This window comes from Agrococcus sp. BE272 (genome assembly GCF_031457935.1).
Classification (GTDB): domain Bacteria; phylum Actinomycetota; class Actinomycetes; order Actinomycetales; family Microbacteriaceae; genus Agrococcus; species Agrococcus sediminis.
In genome coordinates, this window is record NZ_JAVDXL010000002.1 from 475,163 (window position 1) to 490,551 (window position 15,389).

The 15,389-nt window shown below is 72.3% G+C and carries 17 protein-coding genes; 14 read left to right on the forward strand and 3 right to left on the reverse strand.

Annotated elements, in window-relative coordinates:
- Positions 1 to 14 precede the first annotated feature (14 nt).
- Together J2X49_RS08710 and J2X49_RS08715 are read right to left on the reverse strand one after the other, a co-directional pair.
- The gene (locus J2X49_RS08710; protein WP_310125045.1) at positions 15 to 479 is read right to left on the reverse strand and encodes a hypothetical protein; all 465 of its coding nucleotides are present in this window, start codon (positions 477 to 479) and stop codon (positions 15 to 17) included.
- Entirely contained in the window at positions 476 to 1,021 is a 546-nt protein-coding gene (locus J2X49_RS08715) for a hypothetical protein (RefSeq protein ID WP_310125047.1), read from the reverse strand. The genes J2X49_RS08710 and J2X49_RS08715 overlap by 4 nt, the downstream gene beginning before the upstream one ends.
- Positions 1,022 to 1,128: 107 nt before the next feature.
- Between J2X49_RS08715 and thrS the strand changes: the two genes are divergently transcribed.
- The 8 genes from thrS to ruvC all read left to right on the forward strand — a co-directional run bounded on the left by thrS (position 1,129) and on the right by ruvC (position 8,128).
- Entirely contained in the window at positions 1,129 to 3,039 is a 1,911-nt protein-coding gene (thrS, locus tag J2X49_RS08720; RefSeq protein WP_310126007.1) for a threonine--tRNA ligase, read from the forward strand.
- Between the two features lie 134 nt (positions 3,040 to 3,173).
- Positions 3,174 to 3,692 carry an HIT domain-containing protein gene (locus tag J2X49_RS08725; protein WP_146356467.1) on the forward strand — a complete coding sequence of 173 codons (519 nt, stop codon included), beginning with the start codon at positions 3,174 to 3,176 and terminating at the stop codon, positions 3,690 to 3,692.
- Positions 3,693 to 3,731: 39 nt separating this feature from the next.
- A complete protein-coding gene (pdxS, locus tag J2X49_RS08730; protein ID WP_225792729.1) occupies positions 3,732 to 4,622 on the forward strand; it encodes a pyridoxal 5'-phosphate synthase lyase subunit PdxS in 891 nt (296 codons plus the stop codon).
- On the forward strand, positions 4,616 to 5,218 hold the full coding sequence (gene pdxT, locus J2X49_RS08735) for a pyridoxal 5'-phosphate synthase glutaminase subunit PdxT (protein ID WP_310126009.1): 603 nt from the start codon (positions 4,616 to 4,618) through the stop codon (positions 5,216 to 5,218). Before pdxS ends, pdxT begins: the two co-directional genes overlap by 7 nt.
- Positions 5,211 to 6,137 carry a DMT family transporter gene (locus J2X49_RS08740; RefSeq protein ID WP_310125049.1) on the forward strand — a complete coding sequence of 309 codons (927 nt, stop codon included), beginning with the start codon at positions 5,211 to 5,213 and terminating at the stop codon, positions 6,135 to 6,137. The genes pdxT and J2X49_RS08740 overlap by 8 nt, the downstream gene beginning before the upstream one ends.
- A gap of 8 nt (positions 6,138 to 6,145) precedes the next feature.
- Positions 6,146 to 6,754, forward strand: coding sequence for a hypothetical protein (locus J2X49_RS08745; protein WP_310125051.1), 609 nt, complete (start codon positions 6,146 to 6,148; stop codon positions 6,752 to 6,754).
- Positions 6,755 to 6,804: 50 nt separating this feature from the next.
- Positions 6,805 to 7,566: a YebC/PmpR family DNA-binding transcriptional regulator gene (locus J2X49_RS08750; RefSeq protein WP_128189155.1), complete on the forward strand. Its 762-nt coding sequence runs from the start codon at positions 6,805 to 6,807 to the stop codon at positions 7,564 to 7,566.
- A gap of 4 nt (positions 7,567 to 7,570) precedes the next feature.
- Positions 7,571 to 8,128, forward strand: coding sequence for a crossover junction endodeoxyribonuclease RuvC (gene ruvC / locus J2X49_RS08755; RefSeq protein WP_310125054.1), 558 nt, complete (start codon positions 7,571 to 7,573; stop codon positions 8,126 to 8,128).
- Here ruvC and J2X49_RS08760 read toward each other — a convergent pair whose 3' ends face one another.
- Positions 8,129 to 8,308, reverse strand: coding sequence for a hypothetical protein (locus J2X49_RS08760; protein ID WP_246991166.1), 180 nt, complete (start codon positions 8,306 to 8,308; stop codon positions 8,129 to 8,131).
- Positions 8,309 to 8,416: 108 nt separating this feature from the next.
- Here J2X49_RS08760 and ruvA point away from each other — a divergent pair, with 108 nt between their 5' ends.
- From ruvA to J2X49_RS08790, 6 genes are all read left to right on the forward strand, one after another.
- A complete protein-coding gene (ruvA, locus tag J2X49_RS08765; RefSeq protein WP_246991163.1) occupies positions 8,417 to 9,013 on the forward strand; it encodes a Holliday junction branch migration protein RuvA in 597 nt (198 codons plus the stop codon).
- A complete protein-coding gene (gene ruvB, locus J2X49_RS08770) occupies positions 9,010 to 10,023 on the forward strand; it encodes a Holliday junction branch migration DNA helicase RuvB (protein WP_310125058.1) in 1,014 nt (337 codons plus the stop codon). The genes ruvA and ruvB overlap by 4 nt, the downstream gene beginning before the upstream one ends.
- Before the next feature lie 63 nt (positions 10,024 to 10,086).
- Entirely contained in the window at positions 10,087 to 10,461 is a 375-nt protein-coding gene (gene yajC, locus J2X49_RS08775) for a preprotein translocase subunit YajC (RefSeq protein ID WP_128189160.1), read from the forward strand.
- A 3-nt stretch (positions 10,462 to 10,464) separates the two neighbouring features.
- Positions 10,465 to 12,126, forward strand: coding sequence for a protein translocase subunit SecD (secD, locus tag J2X49_RS08780; protein ID WP_310125061.1), 1,662 nt, complete (start codon positions 10,465 to 10,467; stop codon positions 12,124 to 12,126).
- Positions 12,126 to 13,097, forward strand: a complete 972-nt coding sequence (gene secF, locus J2X49_RS08785; protein ID WP_246991156.1) for a protein translocase subunit SecF — start codon at positions 12,126 to 12,128, stop codon at positions 13,095 to 13,097. Before secD ends, secF begins: the two co-directional genes overlap by 1 nt.
- Before the next feature lie 19 nt (positions 13,098 to 13,116).
- Positions 13,117 to 15,345, forward strand: coding sequence for a bifunctional (p)ppGpp synthetase/guanosine-3',5'-bis(diphosphate) 3'-pyrophosphohydrolase (locus J2X49_RS08790; protein ID WP_246991154.1), 2,229 nt, complete (start codon positions 13,117 to 13,119; stop codon positions 15,343 to 15,345).
- Positions 15,346 to 15,389 lie beyond the last annotated feature (44 nt).

Below are 15,389 nucleotides of genomic sequence, written 5' to 3' on the forward strand. Positions count from 1 at the left end.
GGGTTTCTTCTTGCCTACGCGCAGCCGTGCGTGGCGATGGCGGCGCAGCGCTCGAGCCTCCAGCCGCCAGCTCCGTATCGGTCGAAGTCGGTCGTCGTGTGCACCGCGATCCTCGACGCGCCCTCCTCGACGACGGCGAAGCTGACGATCGGATCGCCCTCGACGGTCGGCGACGACCAGGCCAGCGCGGCCGCGCCGCCCGCGGCGAGCGCCTCGCCGATGCACGCGATCGCTGCATCGGGCAGCACCTCGCCCTGATCGAGCTCCAGCTCGCCGCACGTGGCCTCGGCCTGCACCGCGTCGGGCGCGTCGCCGAGGGCGCGAGCCGCGACGATGGGCTCCGCGGGCGGCGTGCCGGTGGGGAAGACCGTGCCGGCGGAGACCACGGGAGCGGTCGGGTCGCCTGCGCCCGGCGAGGCGCAGGCCGCAAGCGCCAGCACCGCGATCGCGATGCCGGCCGCCGCCGCGCGGCGGATCACGGCGCCCGCTCGCCGCTCGGCGTGACGACCCACCAGAGCCCGCCGTGCGTCGCGACGTCGTGGCACCGCACCTCGCCCGGACCCTCGTGCGCGTAGAAGTAGAGCGGATGCCCGCCGTAGGTGACCTGCACCGCACCGTCGGCGCGCACGGTGGTGCCGAGCAGCGCCGGGTCGACACCGCCGGCGGCCGTCGGCTCGCCGACCGTGAGCACGGGAGGCCATGCGACCGCGCAGTCGCCGGTGCACTGCGACTCGGGCGAGACGTCGCGCTCCCAGATGTAGACGACCTGCTCGCCCGGGCCCCACAGGATCTCGCCGAACTCGCTGGTCGCGGTCGAGATCGCCGTGCCGGCAGGCTCCGCCGCAGGGTCGGACGGAGGGCCGGGCTCGCTCGCCGTCGGGGTCGCGGACGCTGGTGGGCCGGCGGTCGTCACGACCGGCTCCGGCGCCGTGCCCGTGGGAAGCGCGCCGCCGGGGGCGGCGCACGCGGCGAGCAGCAGCATCGCGAGCGCGATGCCGGCGATCGACGACGACCGGGCCATGTCGCGAGCGTACCGACCGCGGACCGCGCGAGACAGGGCATCCCGCGATCTACGATGGTCTGGTGACCACCGGATTCGACCTCTTCTCCGACCGTGCCGTCGTCGCCATGCGCGTCGACGGCGAGCTGCAGGACCTCGCGCGCGAGGTGACCGAGACGGCGACGGTCGAGCCGGTGACGATCGACAGCCCCGACGGCCTCGACATCCTCCGCCACTCCGCCGCGCACGTGCTCGCGCAGGCCGTGCAGCGCGTCAACCCCGAGGCGCGGCTCGGCATCGGCCCGCCCGTGCAGGACGGCTTCTACTACGACTTCGACGTCGCCGAGCCCTTCTCGAGCGACGACCTGAAGGCCCTGCAGAAGGAGATGGAGCGCATCGTCAAGGCGGGGCAGCGCTTCGTGCGCCGCACCGTCACCGACGACGAGGCGCGCGCCGAGCTCGCCGACGAGCCCTACAAGCTCGAGCTCATCGGGCTGAAGGGCGGCGCGGCGACGGCTGCCGAGGGCGCCTCGGTCGAGGTCGGCGCGGGCGAGCTCACGATCTACGACAACGTCGACCCGAAGTCCGGCGAGGTGGCCTGGAAGGATCTCTGCCGCGGCCCGCACCTGCCGTCGACGCGGCTGATCGGCAACGGCTTCGCCCTCATGCGCGTCGCGGGCGCCTACTGGCGCGGCAAGACCGACCTGCCCCAGCTGCAGCGCATCTACGGCACCGCGTGGCCGTCGAAGGACGAGCTGCGCGCCTACCAGCAGCGCCTCGAGGAGGCCGCGAAGCGCGACCACCGCAAGCTCGGGCGCGAGCTCGACCTGTTCTCCTTCCCGGAGGAGGTCGGCTCCGGCCTGTCGGTGTGGCACCCGCGCGGCGCGATCGCGCGCGGCGAGATGGAGCAGCACGCGCGGCGCCGGCACATCGAGCAGGGCTACAGCTACGTCTACACGCCGCACATCACGAAGCGCGACCTCTTCGTCACCTCGAACCACCTCGTCACCTACGGCGAGGGCATGTGGCCGCCCATCCACATGGACGAGGAGCGCGACGACGAGGGCAACGTCACGAAGCCGGGCGTCGACTACTACCTGAAGCCGATGAACTGCCCGATGCACATCCTCATCTACAAGGAGCGCTCGCGCAGCTACCGCGACCTGCCGCTGCGGCTGGCCGAGAACGGCACCGTGTACCGCAACGAGCTCTCGGGCGCGCTGCACGGCCTCACCCGCGTGCGCGGCTTCACGCAGGACGACGCGCACCTGTTCGTCACCCCCGAGCAGCTCGAGGAGGAGACCGCGAAGGTCCTCGAGTTCGTGCTCTCGCTGCTGAGCGACTTCGGCCTCACCGACTTCCGCCTCGAGCTGTCGATGCGCGACGACGAGAAGGAGAAGTGGATCGGCGACGAGGCCATCTGGGAGACGGCGACGGATGCGCTGCGGCGCGTCGCGCGCGCGACCGGGCTGGAGCTCGTGGAGGAGCCGGGCGAGGCCGCGTTCTACGGCCCCAAGATCGACCTCAAGGTGACCGACGCGATCGGCCGCTCGTGGCAGCTGTCGACCGTGCAGCTCGACTTCAACCTGCCCGAGCGCTTCGAGCTCGAGTACGCGGCCGCCGACGGCTCGAAGCAGCGCCCGATCATGATCCACCGCGCGCTCTTCGGCTCGATCGAGCGGTTCTTCGCGATCCTGCTCGAGCACTACGCGGGCGCGTTCCCGGTGTGGCTCGCACCCGTGCAGGTCGTGGGCGTGCCGGTCGCCGAGGACTACGCCGACTACCTCGACGAGGTGGCGGCGAAGCTCCGCGCGCGCGGCGTGCGGGTCGAGGTCGACCGCAGCGACGAGCGCATGCAGAAGAAGATCCGCACGCACACGCTCATGAAGGTGCCGTTCCAGCTCATCGCCGGCGGCCAGGACCGCGACGCGGGCAGCGTCTCGTTCCGCTTCCGCGACGGCACGCAGGACAACGGCGTGCCGGTCGACGAGGCGGTGCGCCGCATCGTCGAGGCCATCGAGACGAAGGCGCACGTGTGACCGACGAGCCGCGCGACCTCGACGAGCCGGCGGAGCGGGCGGCCGTCCACCGCGACGCGCTGCCCGCCTTCGACCCGGCGGAGCCGCAGGAGCCGCCGCTCGTCGCGGAGCACTCCTGGGGCGCGCCGACCCAGATGTCGAGCGAGCTCCCCGGCGTGCCGGACCACTTCCAGCGGCTCTGGACGCCCTACCGGATGGTCTACATCCAGCAGGGGCAGATGCCCGAGGAGGACGCCTGCCCCTTCTGCCGCGCGCCCGAGCTGCAGGACGACGAGGGCCTCATCGTGCACCGCGGCGAGACCTGCTTCGTGCTGCTGAACCTCTTCCCGTACAACACCGGCCACCTGATGGTCTGCCCCTACCGGCACGTCGGCATGTACGACCAGGCGACGACCGACGAGGTCGCCGAGATGGCCGTGCTCACGCAGACGGCGATGCGCGTGCTGTCGCAAGTGACGCGCTGCCAGGGCTTCAACATCGGCATGAACCAGGGCCGCATCGCCGGCGCCGGCATCGCCGACCACCTCCACCAGCACATCGTGCCCCGATGGTCGCTGGACTCGAACTTCTTCCCGATCATCGCGAAGACGAAGGCGCTGCCCATCCTGCTGGAGGACATGCGCCAGGACATCCAGGCGGCCTGGCCGGCCTGATCGCCCGATCATCCCGGCACCGCACGAAAGGCACCGATCATGACCGAGACCACCACCGGCTCGGCCCGCGTCAAGCGCGGGCTCGCCGAGATGCTGAAGGGCGGCGTCATCATGGACGTCGTCACCCCCGAGCAGGCGCGCATCGCCGAGGACGCCGGCGCCGTCGCCGTCATGGCGCTCGAGCGCGTGCCGGCCGACATCCGCGCCCAGGGCGGCGTCGCCCGCATGTCCGACCCCGACCTGATCGACGCGATCAAGGCCGAGGTCTCGATCCCGGTGATGGCGAAGGCCCGCATCGGCCACTTCGTCGAGGCGCAGGTGCTCGAGGCGCTCGAGGTCGACTACATCGACGAGTCCGAGGTGCTGAGCCCGGCCGACTACGTCAACCACATCGACAAGTGGCCGTTCACGGTGCCGTTCGTCTGCGGCGCGACGAACCTGGGCGAGGCGCTCCGCCGCATCACCGAGGGCGCGGCGATGATTCGCTCGAAGGGCGAGGCCGGCACGGGCGACGTCTCCGAGGCGACGAAGCACATCCGCACCATCAACCAGGAGATCCGCCGGCTCACGTCGATGTCGAAGGACGAGCTCTTCGTCGCGGCGAAGGAGCTGCAGGCCCCGTACGAGCTGGTCGCCGAGGTCGCCGAGGCGGGCCGCCTGCCCGTCGTGCTCTTCGTGGCCGGCGGCGTCGCGACGCCCGCCGACGCGGCGATGATGATGCAGCTCGGGGCCGACGGCGTCTTCGTGGGCTCGGGCATCTTCAAGTCCGGCAACCCCGAGGCGCGCGCCGCCGCCATCGTGCGCGCCACCGCCTCGTACGACGACGCCAAGGCGATCGCGGATGCGTCGCGGGGCCTCGGCGAGGCGATGGTCGGCATCAACGTGGCCGACCTGCCCGCGCCGCACCGCCTCGCCGAGCGCGGCTGGTGACCGCGGGCCGGCCCCGCGTCGGCGTCCTCGCGCTCCAGGGCGACGTGCGCGAGCACGTCGCGGTGCTCGAGGCGCTCGGCGCCGAGGTGGCGCTCGTGCGCACCCCGGCGCAGCTGGCGCAGGTCGCGGGGCTGGTGCTGCCGGGCGGCGAGTCGAGCGTGATCGACAAGCTGTCGCGGCTGTTCGAGGTGCGGGAGCCGATCATCGAGCGGATCGCGGGCGGCATGCCGGTGTACGGCACGTGCGCGGGGATGATCCTGCTCGCCGACCGCATCCTCGACGGGCTGCCGACCCAGCTGTCGTTCGGCGGCCTCGACGTCGACGTGCGGCGCAACGCCTTCGGCAGCCAGGTCGACTCCTTCGAGGCGGAGCTCGCGGTGCCCGCGCTCGGCGACGAGCCGGTGCGCGCGACCTTCATCCGCGCGCCGGCCGTCGAGCGCCTCGGCGCCGCCGCGACGGCGCTCGCCTCGGTCGACGGCCGCGTCGTCGCGGTCGAGCAGGGGCCGCTGCTCGCGACCGCCTTCCACCCGGAGGTCGGCGGCGAGCTGCGCTTCCACCGCCGGTTCCTCGACCGCGTGCGCGCCGCCGGTGCGTGAGCGCGTGCCCTGGCAGGCGCTCTGGATCTCGCTCGCAGTCATCTGGGGCTCCTCCTTCCTGCTCATGAAGCTGGGGCTCGAGGCGCTGCACCCGATGCAGATCGCGACGCTCCGCATCGGCATCGCGGCGGCGACGCTCCTGCTGCTCGCGGCGGCGATGCGCACGCGGCTGCCGCGGGACGCGGGCACGTGGGGCCTCCTCGCCGTCTGCTCGCTCTTCCTCACCGCCATCCCGTTCACCGCGTTCGTGCTCGCCGAGACCCGCATCTCGTCGAGCCTCGCCGGACTCGGCAACGCGATCACGCCCGTCGCGACGGTGCTGTTCGCGCTGCTGCTCCTGCCGAGCGACCGGCTCACGCCGCGCAAGCTCGCCGCGGTGCTGCTCGGCCTCGTCGGCGTCGTGCTCATCGCGCAGCCGTGGACGGCCGCGGCCGGCCCCGACCTCATCGGCTTCGCGATCGCGGTCGCGGGCGGCGCGTCGTACGGCGTCGGCTGGACGCTGAACCGGCGCCTCCTCGCGCACCGCGAGGTGCCGGGCATCGCGCATCCGACCGCGCTCATGGTGACGGGACTCCCGATGGTGCTCGTCGCCCTGCTGGTCTGGAGCGGGCTCGAGGGCTGGTCGCCGCTCGCCGCCCACGCGCCGGAGGCACTGCCGCTCGCGCTGCTCGCGGTCGCGGCGCTCGGCGTCGTCGGCACCGGCATCGCCTACATCCTGCAGTTCGAGGTCGTGCGCGCCGTGGGGCCGACGGTCTCGGCGACCGTGACGTACCTCATCCCGGTCGTCGCGGTCGGCCTCGGCGTGCTCGTGCTGGGGGAGCGCCTCGGCGTGTGGGAGGTCGTGGGGGCCGCGGTCGTGATCGGCGCCGGCATCCTCGTCGGGCAGCGGCCCCGGGTGCGCGCCGTCGCTGCTGGTTGAATCGGGGGGTGCAGCTCTACTCCAGCCGTCCCGTCGCCGCGGCCTGGCAGGTCGTCGCCGACCTCGCCGCGATCGCGACGATCGCCGTCAGCGTCTGGATCGCCCTGCAGGTGCGCGACGCGATCGCCTCGCTCGGCGGCTTCGGGCGCCAGATCGAGGATGCCGGCACCGGCTTCTCCACGACGCTCTCCGACGCCGGGGATGCGCTCGCGCAGGTGCCGCTGATCGGCGACGGCGTCGCCCAGCCCTTCCGCGACGCATCCGGGTCGGCCGACGACCTCGCCGCCGCCGGCACCGCGCTCACGAGCACGATCGAGATGCTCGCCGCGACCGTCGGCACGGCGCTGTGGCTGCTGCCGACCCTGCTCGTGCTGCTCGTGTGGCTGCTGCCGCGGCTGCGCTTCGCCACCCGGGCCCGCGCGAGCGCCGCCCTCGCCCGCACCCGCGAGGGGCGCGACCTGCTGGCGCTGCGCGCCGTCGCGACCCAGCCGACGCGGCGGCTGCTCGCGACCGTCGCCGATCCGGTCGCCGCGATCCGCACGGGCGACGAGCCGGGGCTGCGCGCGCTCGCCGCGCTGGAGCTCCGGAGCGCCGGGGTGCGCGCGCCGACGCCCTGACGAGCACGCGTAGGATGGGGCGTCCCCCTTCACGCGACCAGGAGAGCAGCATGTCCGGACACTCCAAGTGGGCCACGACGAAGCACAAGAAGGCCGTCATCGACGCCCGGCGCGCGAAGTCGTTCGCGAAGCTCATCAAGAACATCGAGGTCGCCGCGAAGATCGGCGGCGCCGACCTGTCGGGGAACCCGACGCTCGTCGACGCCGTGCAGAAGGCGAAGAAGACGAGCGTCCCCAACGACAACATCGACCGTGCCATCAAGCGCGGCGCGGGGCTCACCGGCGAGTCGATCGACTACACGACGATCATGTACGAGGGCTACGCCGGCGGCGGCGTCGCGCTCATGATCGAGTGCCTCACCGACAACAGGAACCGCGCCGCCGCCGAGGTGCGCGTCGCGATGACCCGCAACGGCGGCACGATGGCCGACCCTGGCTCGGTCGCCTACAACTTCAGCCGCAAGGGCGTCGTGTCGATCACGAAGGCCGACGGGGTCACGGAGGACGCGATCCTCGAGGCCGTGCTCGACGCCGGCGCCGAGGAGGTCGTCGACCAGGGCGGCGGCTTCGAGGTGGTCTCGGAGGCCGGCGACCTCGTCGCCGTGCGCTCGGCGCTCCAGGACGCGGGCATCGACTACGACTCGGCCGAGGCCGAGTTCGTGCCGAACCTCAAGGTCGAGGTCGACGTCGAGACGGCGCGCAAGGTGCTGCGCCTCATCGACGCGCTCGACGACCTCGACGACGTGCAGAACGTCTACGCCAACCTCGACCTCTCCGACGAGGTGCAGGCGCAGCTCGACGAGGACGAGTAGTCCCGTGCCGGCGTCGGTGCGCGTGCTCGGCGTCGACCCCGGGCTGACGCGGTGCGGCGTCGGCGTCGTCGACGTCGAGCGGCGCACGCCCACGCTCGTGCACGTCGAGGTGCTGCGCTCCGATGCCGACGAGGCGATCGAGCTGCGGCTGCTGCGCATCGCGCGCGGCGTCGAGGCGGCGATCGACGCCCACCGCCCGGATGCGATCGCGCTCGAGCGCGTGTTCGCGCAGGCGAACCTGCGGAGCGTCATGGGCGTCGCGCAGATCTCGGGCATCGTGCTGCGCGCCGCCGCCGAGCGGGAGCTGCCGGTGGCGCTGCTGACGCCGAGCGAGGTCAAGGCGGCCGTCACCGGCTACGGCGCGGCCGACAAGCGGCAGGTGGGGGAGATGGTGCGTCGCCTGCTGCGGCTCGAGGCCGCGCCGAAGCCGGCGGACGCCGCCGACGCGCTCGCGATCGCGATCGCCGAGGGCTGGCGCACGCGCGCGCGCCGCGCGGAGCACTCGACGCCTGCGCAGCGCGCCTGGGCGGCGGCGGAGTCGGCTGCGCGCGCCCGGCGCTGATCAGCCCTTGTGCAGCCCGCGGCGGCCGATCTCGACCGCGCCCAGCGTCGACAGGATGAACATCGCCAGGCCTGCGGTGAAGACGATGCCCTCGATGCCGTCGGCCGTGATCGCGTAGCTCATCACGACGAACGAGCCCACGAGCAGCAGCATGAGGATCAGGAACTGGACGTAGCGCATGGGATCTCCGTGTCGAGCGATCGGCGGGCCCGCTCAGGCTATCAGCGCGCACTCGGTCGACCGGCGCGCCAGGCGGCCGGCGTCGGGGGCCCGGCCTAGGCTCAGGGGGTGATCTCCAGGCTCGACGGCACCGTGCTCGCCGCGCGCGGGCAGCGCCTCGTCGTCGGCGTCGGCGGCGTCGGCCTCGCCGTCGCGGTGACCCCCCAGACCTCGCTGACCGCCCGCGCCGGGAGCGCGGTCGCGCTGCACACGCACCTCATCGTCCGCGAGGACGAGCTCTCGCTCTACGGCTTCGAGACCGAGGCCGAGCTCGACGCGTTCGAGCTGCTCATCGGAGTGACGGGCGTGGGCCCGAAGTCGGCGCTCGGCGTCCTGGCGCACCTCACCCCCGATGCGCTCGCCCGCGCGGTCGACGCGCAGGACGAGCGCGCGTTCAAGGCCGTGAGCGGCATCGGGCCGAAGACGGCCAAGCTCATCATCCTGCAGCTGAGCGGCAAGCTCGTGGCACCGGTGGCGGCGCCCGCGACGCCGGGGTCGGATGCGCGGGCCGACGTGCTCACGGCGCTCACGGGGCTCGGGTGGCCCGAGCGCACCGCCGCCGACGCCATCGAGCGGGCGGCCGTCGCGGCGCCCGAGGCGGCCGGCACGACCGGCGCGCTGCTGCGCGCGGCCCTCGCGATCCTCGGACCGGGCGCGCGCCCGTGAGCGACCCGCTGACCGACCCGGCCGCGACGCCGGACGAGATCGCCTTCGAAGGGGCGCTGCGCCCCACGAGCCTCGCCGAGTTCGTCGGCCAGCCCAAGGTGCGCGGCCAGCTCGAGGTGCTGCTGCAGGCGGCGCGGATGCAGGAGCGCACGCCCGACCACATCCTGCTGGCCGGGCCGCCCGGGCTCGGGAAGACCACCCTCGCGACGATCATCGGCGCCGAGACCGGCCGGCCCATCCGCTACTCCTCGGGCCCCGCCATCCAGCACGCCGGCGACCTCGCCGCGGTGCTGTCGGCGCTCGTGCCCGGCGAGGTGCTGTTCGTCGACGAGATCCACCGCATGGCGCGCTCCGCCGAGGAGATGCTGTACCTCGCGATGGAGGACTTCCGCATCGACATCATGGTCGGCAAGGGCGCGGGCGCCGCCTCGATCCCGCTCGAGCTCGCGCCGTTCACGCTCGTCGGCGCGACGACGCGCTCCGGCATGCTGCCCGCACCGCTGCGCGACCGCTTCGGCTTCACGGCCCACCTCGAGTTCTACGACCCGGCCGACCTCGAGCGCGTGCTCGCGCGCTCCTCGCGGCTCATGGACCTCACGATCGAGCCCGCCGCGCTCGCCGAGCTCGCCGGCCGCTCGCGCGGCACGCCCCGCATCGCGAACCGCCTGCTGCGGCGCGTGCGCGACTGGCTGCTCGTGCACGAGGGGTCGAGCGACCTCGAGGGCGTGCGCGCCGCGCTCGAGCTGTACGACGTCGACGAGGCCGGGCTCGACCGCATCGACCGCGCCGTGCTGCACGCCATCGCCCACCGCTTCGCCGGCGGCCCGGTGGGGCTGTCGACGCTCGCGGCGGCCGTGGGGGAGGAGGCCGACACCATCGAGTCGGTCGTCGAGCCGTTCCTCGTGCGCGAGGGCCTCATCGGCCGCACGCCCCGCGGCAGGATCGCGACCCCGACGGGCATGCGGCACGCGGGCGCGCAGACGCAGGACGCGACGCTCGACGGGGTATGATGGGCCCTTGGTGCTGCGCGCAGCCGCGCAGGACGAACCACCCCTGAGAGGCCCCTTCCGACGATGCTGTTCCTGCAGACGACGACCACCGCCCAGCAAGGGTTCCCGATCGACCCGCTGACGCTCATCATGCTCGTCGTGCTCGCGGCGATGATCTTCTTCATGTTCCGCAGCAACAAGAAGCGCAAGGCCCAGGCCGAGGAGCTGCAGTCCCAGATGGTCCCCGGCGCCGAGGTGATGACGAACTTCGGCCTCTTCGGCGAGCTCACGGCGATCGACGAGGAGCGCAACGAGGCGCTCATCGAGATCGCGCCCGGCACCATCGTGCGCGTGCACCGCCAGACCCTCGCCCGCGTGGTCGACGACCACGCCGAGGTCGTCGAGGACCGCGGGATCGACGAGGCCGGCGACGCGGACGAGCCGCGCGACCGCGCCTGATCCGTGGCGAAGGCTCGTTCGCGGGGCGCCCGCGCGCTCATCTGGCTGGTGGTGCTGATCGCCGGCCTCGTCGGCGTCAACTTCTCCGCCGTGCAGTGGGGCGGCGGCTCCTGGACTCCGCAGCTCGCGCTCGACCTCGAGGGCGGCACGCAGATCGTGCTCGCGCCCGTGGTCGCCGAGGGCGCGCAGGTCACCCAGGAGCAGCTCGACCAGGCGGTGGCGATCATCCGCCAGCGCGTCGACGCCTCCGGCGTCTCCGAGGCCGAGATCACCACGCAGGGCGGCCGCAACATCGTCGTCGCCATCCCCGGCGAGCCCGACGCGGCCACGATGCAGCGCATCCAGGCGAGCGCGAAGATGGAGTTCCGCCCGGTGCTGCAGTCCGCCGCCGCGAACGTGCCCGGCGAGACGCCCGCGCCGAGCGAGAGCACACCGCCCGCCGAGCCTGCCGCGACCCCCGAGAACGCGTGGGACCAGGCGTGGATCACGCCTGAGCTGCAGGCCGAGTTCGACGCCTTCCAGTGCGCCGACGTCGACACCACGACCGTCGCGCCGGCTGACGAGCCCTTCATCACGTGCTCGACCGACCAGACCGCGCGCTTCATCCTCGGCCCGGTCACGGTCGAGGGCTCCGACATCGCCGACGCGCAGGTCTCGGCCGCGACGAACTCGCAGGGCCAGGCCACGGGCGGCTGGGCCGTCAACCTCGAGCTCGACGGCGAGGGCCCGGCCGGCTTCGAGGCGACGACGCGCGCCATCACGGGCCTGCCCGAGCCGCAGAACCAGTTCGCGGTCGTGCTCGACTCGACCGTGCTCATGCCCATCTCGTCGAACGCCATCATCACCGACGGCAACGCGCAGATCACGGGCGGCTTCACGCAGGAGGCGGCGCAGGGCCTCGCCGACCAGCTGCGCTTCGGCGCGCTGCCGATCGGCTTCGAGGTGCAGTCGAACGAGACGATCTCGGCGACGCTCGGTGCCGACCAGCTGCGCGCGGGCCTCCTCGCCGGCCTCATCGGACTCATCCTCGTCGTCGTCTACTCGGTCTTCCAGTACCGCGCGCTCGGCCTCGTGGTCGTCCTGTCGCTCGGCATCGCCGCGATCCTCACCTACCTCACGGTGACCTTCCTCTCGAGCACCGAGGGCTACCGGCTCTCGCTCGCCGGCGTCGCCGGCCTCGTGATCGCCATCGGCATCACCGCCGACTCGTTCATCGTCTACTTCGAGCGCATCCGCGACGAGCTGCGCGAGGGCAAGCACCTCACGAGCGCGCTCGAGACCGGCTGGAAGCGCGCCTTCCGCACGATCCTGGTCTCGGATGCGGTGAGCTTCCTCGCCGCCGTGATCCTGTTCCTGCTGTCGGTGGGCAACGTGCGCGGCTTCGCCTTCACGCTCGGCATCACGACGTTCATCGACATCGTCGTCGTCGCGCTCTTCACGCATCCGCTCCTGCGCCTGCTGTCGCGCACGAGCTTCTTCTCCTCCGGCCACCGCTGGAGCGGGCTCGACCCGCAGGCGCTCGGCGCCGTCTACCGCGGCCGCGCGAAGTTCCGCGAGCCGGTCGCGGCAGGCAGGGGAGCCCGGTCGGCGAAGGAGGCGCAGAAGCGCCAGACGATCGCCGAGCGCAAGTCGGCCATGGCCGCCTCGAACGGCAAGGAGGACTGATGGCCTCGCTCACCAGCGTCGGCAACGAGCTCTACACCGGGGAGCGCTCGCTGCCGGTCGTCGCCAAGCGCAAGCTGTGGCTGTCGATCGCGGTCGGCATCCTCATCGCGCTCGCGCTCGGCACCATCATCCGCGGCGGCTTCGTCTTCGGCATCGAGTTCACGGGCGGCAGCGAGTTCCGCGTCACCGGCATCTCGGAGGCGTCGGCCGACGGCGCGGCGGAGGCCGTCGAGGCGATCGCGCCCGAGGCCGAGGCGCGCGCCGTCACGCTCGGCTCCGACACCGTGCGCGTGCAGACCGACGCCGTGTCGGAGGAGCAGGCCGCCGAGATCCGCGCCGCGCTCGCCGACACCTACGGCGTCGACAGCGGCGAGGTGGCGTTCTCGTTCATCGGCCCGTCGTGGGGCGCCGACATCTCGCAGCAGGCGCTGCGGGCGCTCGTCGTCTTCCTCGTGCTCGTGTCGATCGTGCTCGCCGTCTACTTCCGCACCTGGAAGATGTCCGTCGCGGCGCTCGCGTCGCTCGCCTTCGACCTGCTCGTCACCGCCGGCGTCTACGGCATCATCGGCTTCGAGGTCACGCCCGCGGCCGTCATCGGCTTCCTGACGATCCTCGGCTACTCGCTCTACGACACCGTCGTCGTGTTCGACAAGGTGCGCGAGAACACCGCGCCCGGCACGAGCGGCGAGCTGCTCGACAACATCAACCTCGCGGTCAACCAGACGCTCGTGCGCTCGATCAACACCTCGATCGTGGCGACGCTGCCGATCGCGGCGGTGCTCTTCATCGGCGCCCTGCTGCTCGGGGCCGGCACGCTCCGCGACATCTCGCTCGCGCTCTTCATCGGCACGATCGTCGGCACCTGGTCGTCGATCTTCGTCGCGGCCCCCGTCTATGCTCAGCTCAGGCAGCACGACGCGATCGCCGAGGTCACGGAGAAGCCGCGGAACGAGCGCGGGGCGGTCGTCTGAGCCGACGGGGAGGAGCGAGATGAGCGACGCCCAGCAGACCTCGGGCGGCTTCCGCACGCTGCTGCCCTTCCTCTTCTCCCGCTCGCACCGCGCGGGCGCCGTCGACGAGCTGATCCGCACGGTCAAGTCGCAGCACCCGAAGGGCGACACCGGGCTCATCCAGCGCGCGTACATCGTCGCCGAGGAGGCGCACCGCGGCCAGTACCGCAAGTCGGGCGAGCCGTACATCACGCACCCCGTCGCCGTCGCGCAGATCCTCGCCGACCTCGGCATCGGAGCCATCACCGTCGCCGCCGCGCTGCTCCACGACACCGTCGAGGACACCTCGTACACGCTCGAGCAGTGCCGCGCCGACTTCGGCGACGAGATCGCCATGCTCGTCGACGGGGTGACGAAGCTCGACAAGCTGAAGTACGGCGAGTCGGCGCAGGCCGAGACGGTGCGCAAGATGGTCGTCGCGATGTCGAAGGACATCCGCGTGCTCGTCATCAAGCTCGCCGACCGGCTCCACAACGCGCGCACGTGGGGCTTCGTCTCGGACGAGTCGGCGCAGCGCAAGGCCCGCGAGACGATCGAGATCTACGCGCCGCTCGCGCACCGGCTCGGCATCCAGACGATGAAGGTCGAGCTCGAGGACCTCTCGTTCGCGGTGCTGCAGCCGAAGGTCTACCTCGAGATCAAGAACCTCGTCGAGGCGCGCGCGCCCGAGCGGGAGCGGTACCTCGAGGAGGTCGTGTCCGGCCTCAGCGAGGACATGAAGTCGCAGAGGATCCGCGGCCGAATCGCGGGGCGCCCGAAGCAGTACTACTCGATCTACAACAAGATGCGGGTGCGCGGCCACGACTTCGCCGACATCTACGACCTCGTGGGCGTGCGCGTGATCGTGCAGTCGGTGCGCGACTGCTACGCGGTGCTCGGCGCGATCCACGCGCGCTGGCAGCCGATGCCGGGCCGCCTCAAGGACTACATCGCGACGCCGAAGTTCAACCTCTACCAGTCGCTGCACACGACCGTCATCGGCCCGCGCGGCCACCACGTCGAGATCCAGATCCGCACCGAGGAGATGCACCGCCGCGCCGAGTACGGCGTCGCGGCGCACTGGAAGTACAAGCAGGGCGGCGGCGCGATGTCGTCGACCGACATGGCGTGGCTCGCGCACATCAACGACTGGCAGGAGGAGACCACCGACCCCGGCGAGTTCCTCGACTCCCTGCGGTTCGAGATCGGCGCGAAGGAGCTCTACGTCTTCACGCCGAAGGGCAAGGTGATCGGCCTGCCCGCCGGCGCGACCCCCGTCGACTTCGCCTACGCGGTGCACACCGAGGTCGGCCACCGCACCATGGGCGCGAAGGTCAACGGCCGCCTCGTGCCGCTCGACACGAAGCTCGCGACCGGCGACATCGTCGAGGTGCTCACGTCGAAGAACCCGGATGCGGGGCCGAGCCAGGACTGGCAGGGCTTCGTCACGTCGCCCCGCGCGCGCAGCAAGATCCGCCAGTGGTTCCAGCGCGAGCGCCGCGACGAGGCGGTCGAGGTCGGCAAGGAGGCGATCGCGAAGGCGATGCGCCGCCACGACCTGCCGCTGCAGAAGCTCATGGGCCGGGATGCGTTCGCGCAGGTGGCGGCGCAGCTGAAGTACGACGACGTGACCGCCCTGTACGCCGCCGTGGGCGAGGGGCACGTCTCGACGCAGTCGGTGCTCGAGAAGGTCGTGTCGGCGATCCGCGTCGACGAGGCCGCGGACGACGACGCGCACGTGACGGTCCTCCCGAGCAAGGCGCCGAGGCCCGCGTCGAGCGCCTCCGGCGTGCTCGTGCGGGGCGCCGACGACATCCTCGTGAAGCTGTCGAAGTGCTGCACGCCCGTGCCGGGCGACGAGATCGTCGGCTTCGTCACGCGCGGCCAGGGCGTGAGCGTGCACCAGCGCAGCTGCCCGAACGTGCAGGGCCTGCTCGCCGAGCCCGAGCGCATGATCGAGGTCGAGTGGGCGGCGACGTCGAAGGGGCTGTTCCTCGTGAACATCCAGGTCGAGGCGCTCGACCGCTCGGGGCTGCTGAGCGACATCACCCGCGTGCTGACCGAGCACCACGTCAACATCCTCTCGGCGAGCGTGCACACCGGCACCGACCGGCTCGCGATCAGCCGCTTCGCGTTCGAGATGGGCGACGTGACGCACCTCGACCACGTGCTGAACGCGGTGCGCCGCATCGACGGCGTCTACGACGTCTACCGCATCACGACGGGCTGACGGACGACGAGGGGGCCGGCGCCATCGGCGCCGGCCCCCTGCTC

Coding starts and splice junctions, on each gene's coding strand:
- pdxS (WP_225792729.1), top strand. CDS start 3,732: ATGACCGAGACCACCACCGGCTCGGCCCGCGTCAAGCGCGGGCTCGCC.
- thrS (WP_310126007.1), top strand. CDS start 1,129: ATGCGCGTCGACGGCGAGCTGCAGGACCTCGCGCGCGAGGTGACCGAG.
- J2X49_RS08750 (WP_128189155.1), top strand. CDS start 6,805: ATGTCCGGACACTCCAAGTGGGCCACGACGAAGCACAAGAAGGCCGTC.
- yajC (WP_128189160.1), top strand. CDS start 10,087: ATGCTGTTCCTGCAGACGACGACCACCGCCCAGCAAGGGTTCCCGATC.
- J2X49_RS08725 (WP_146356467.1), top strand. CDS start 3,174: ATGTCGAGCGAGCTCCCCGGCGTGCCGGACCACTTCCAGCGGCTCTGG.
- secF (WP_246991156.1), top strand. CDS start 12,126: ATGGCCTCGCTCACCAGCGTCGGCAACGAGCTCTACACCGGGGAGCGC.
- J2X49_RS08790 (WP_246991154.1), top strand. CDS start 13,117: ATGAGCGACGCCCAGCAGACCTCGGGCGGCTTCCGCACGCTGCTGCCC.
- J2X49_RS08760 (WP_246991166.1), bottom strand. CDS start 8,308: ATGCGCTACGTCCAGTTCCTGATCCTCATGCTGCTGCTCGTGGGCTCG.
- J2X49_RS08715 (WP_310125047.1), bottom strand. CDS start 1,021: ATGGCCCGGTCGTCGTCGATCGCCGGCATCGCGCTCGCGATGCTGCTG.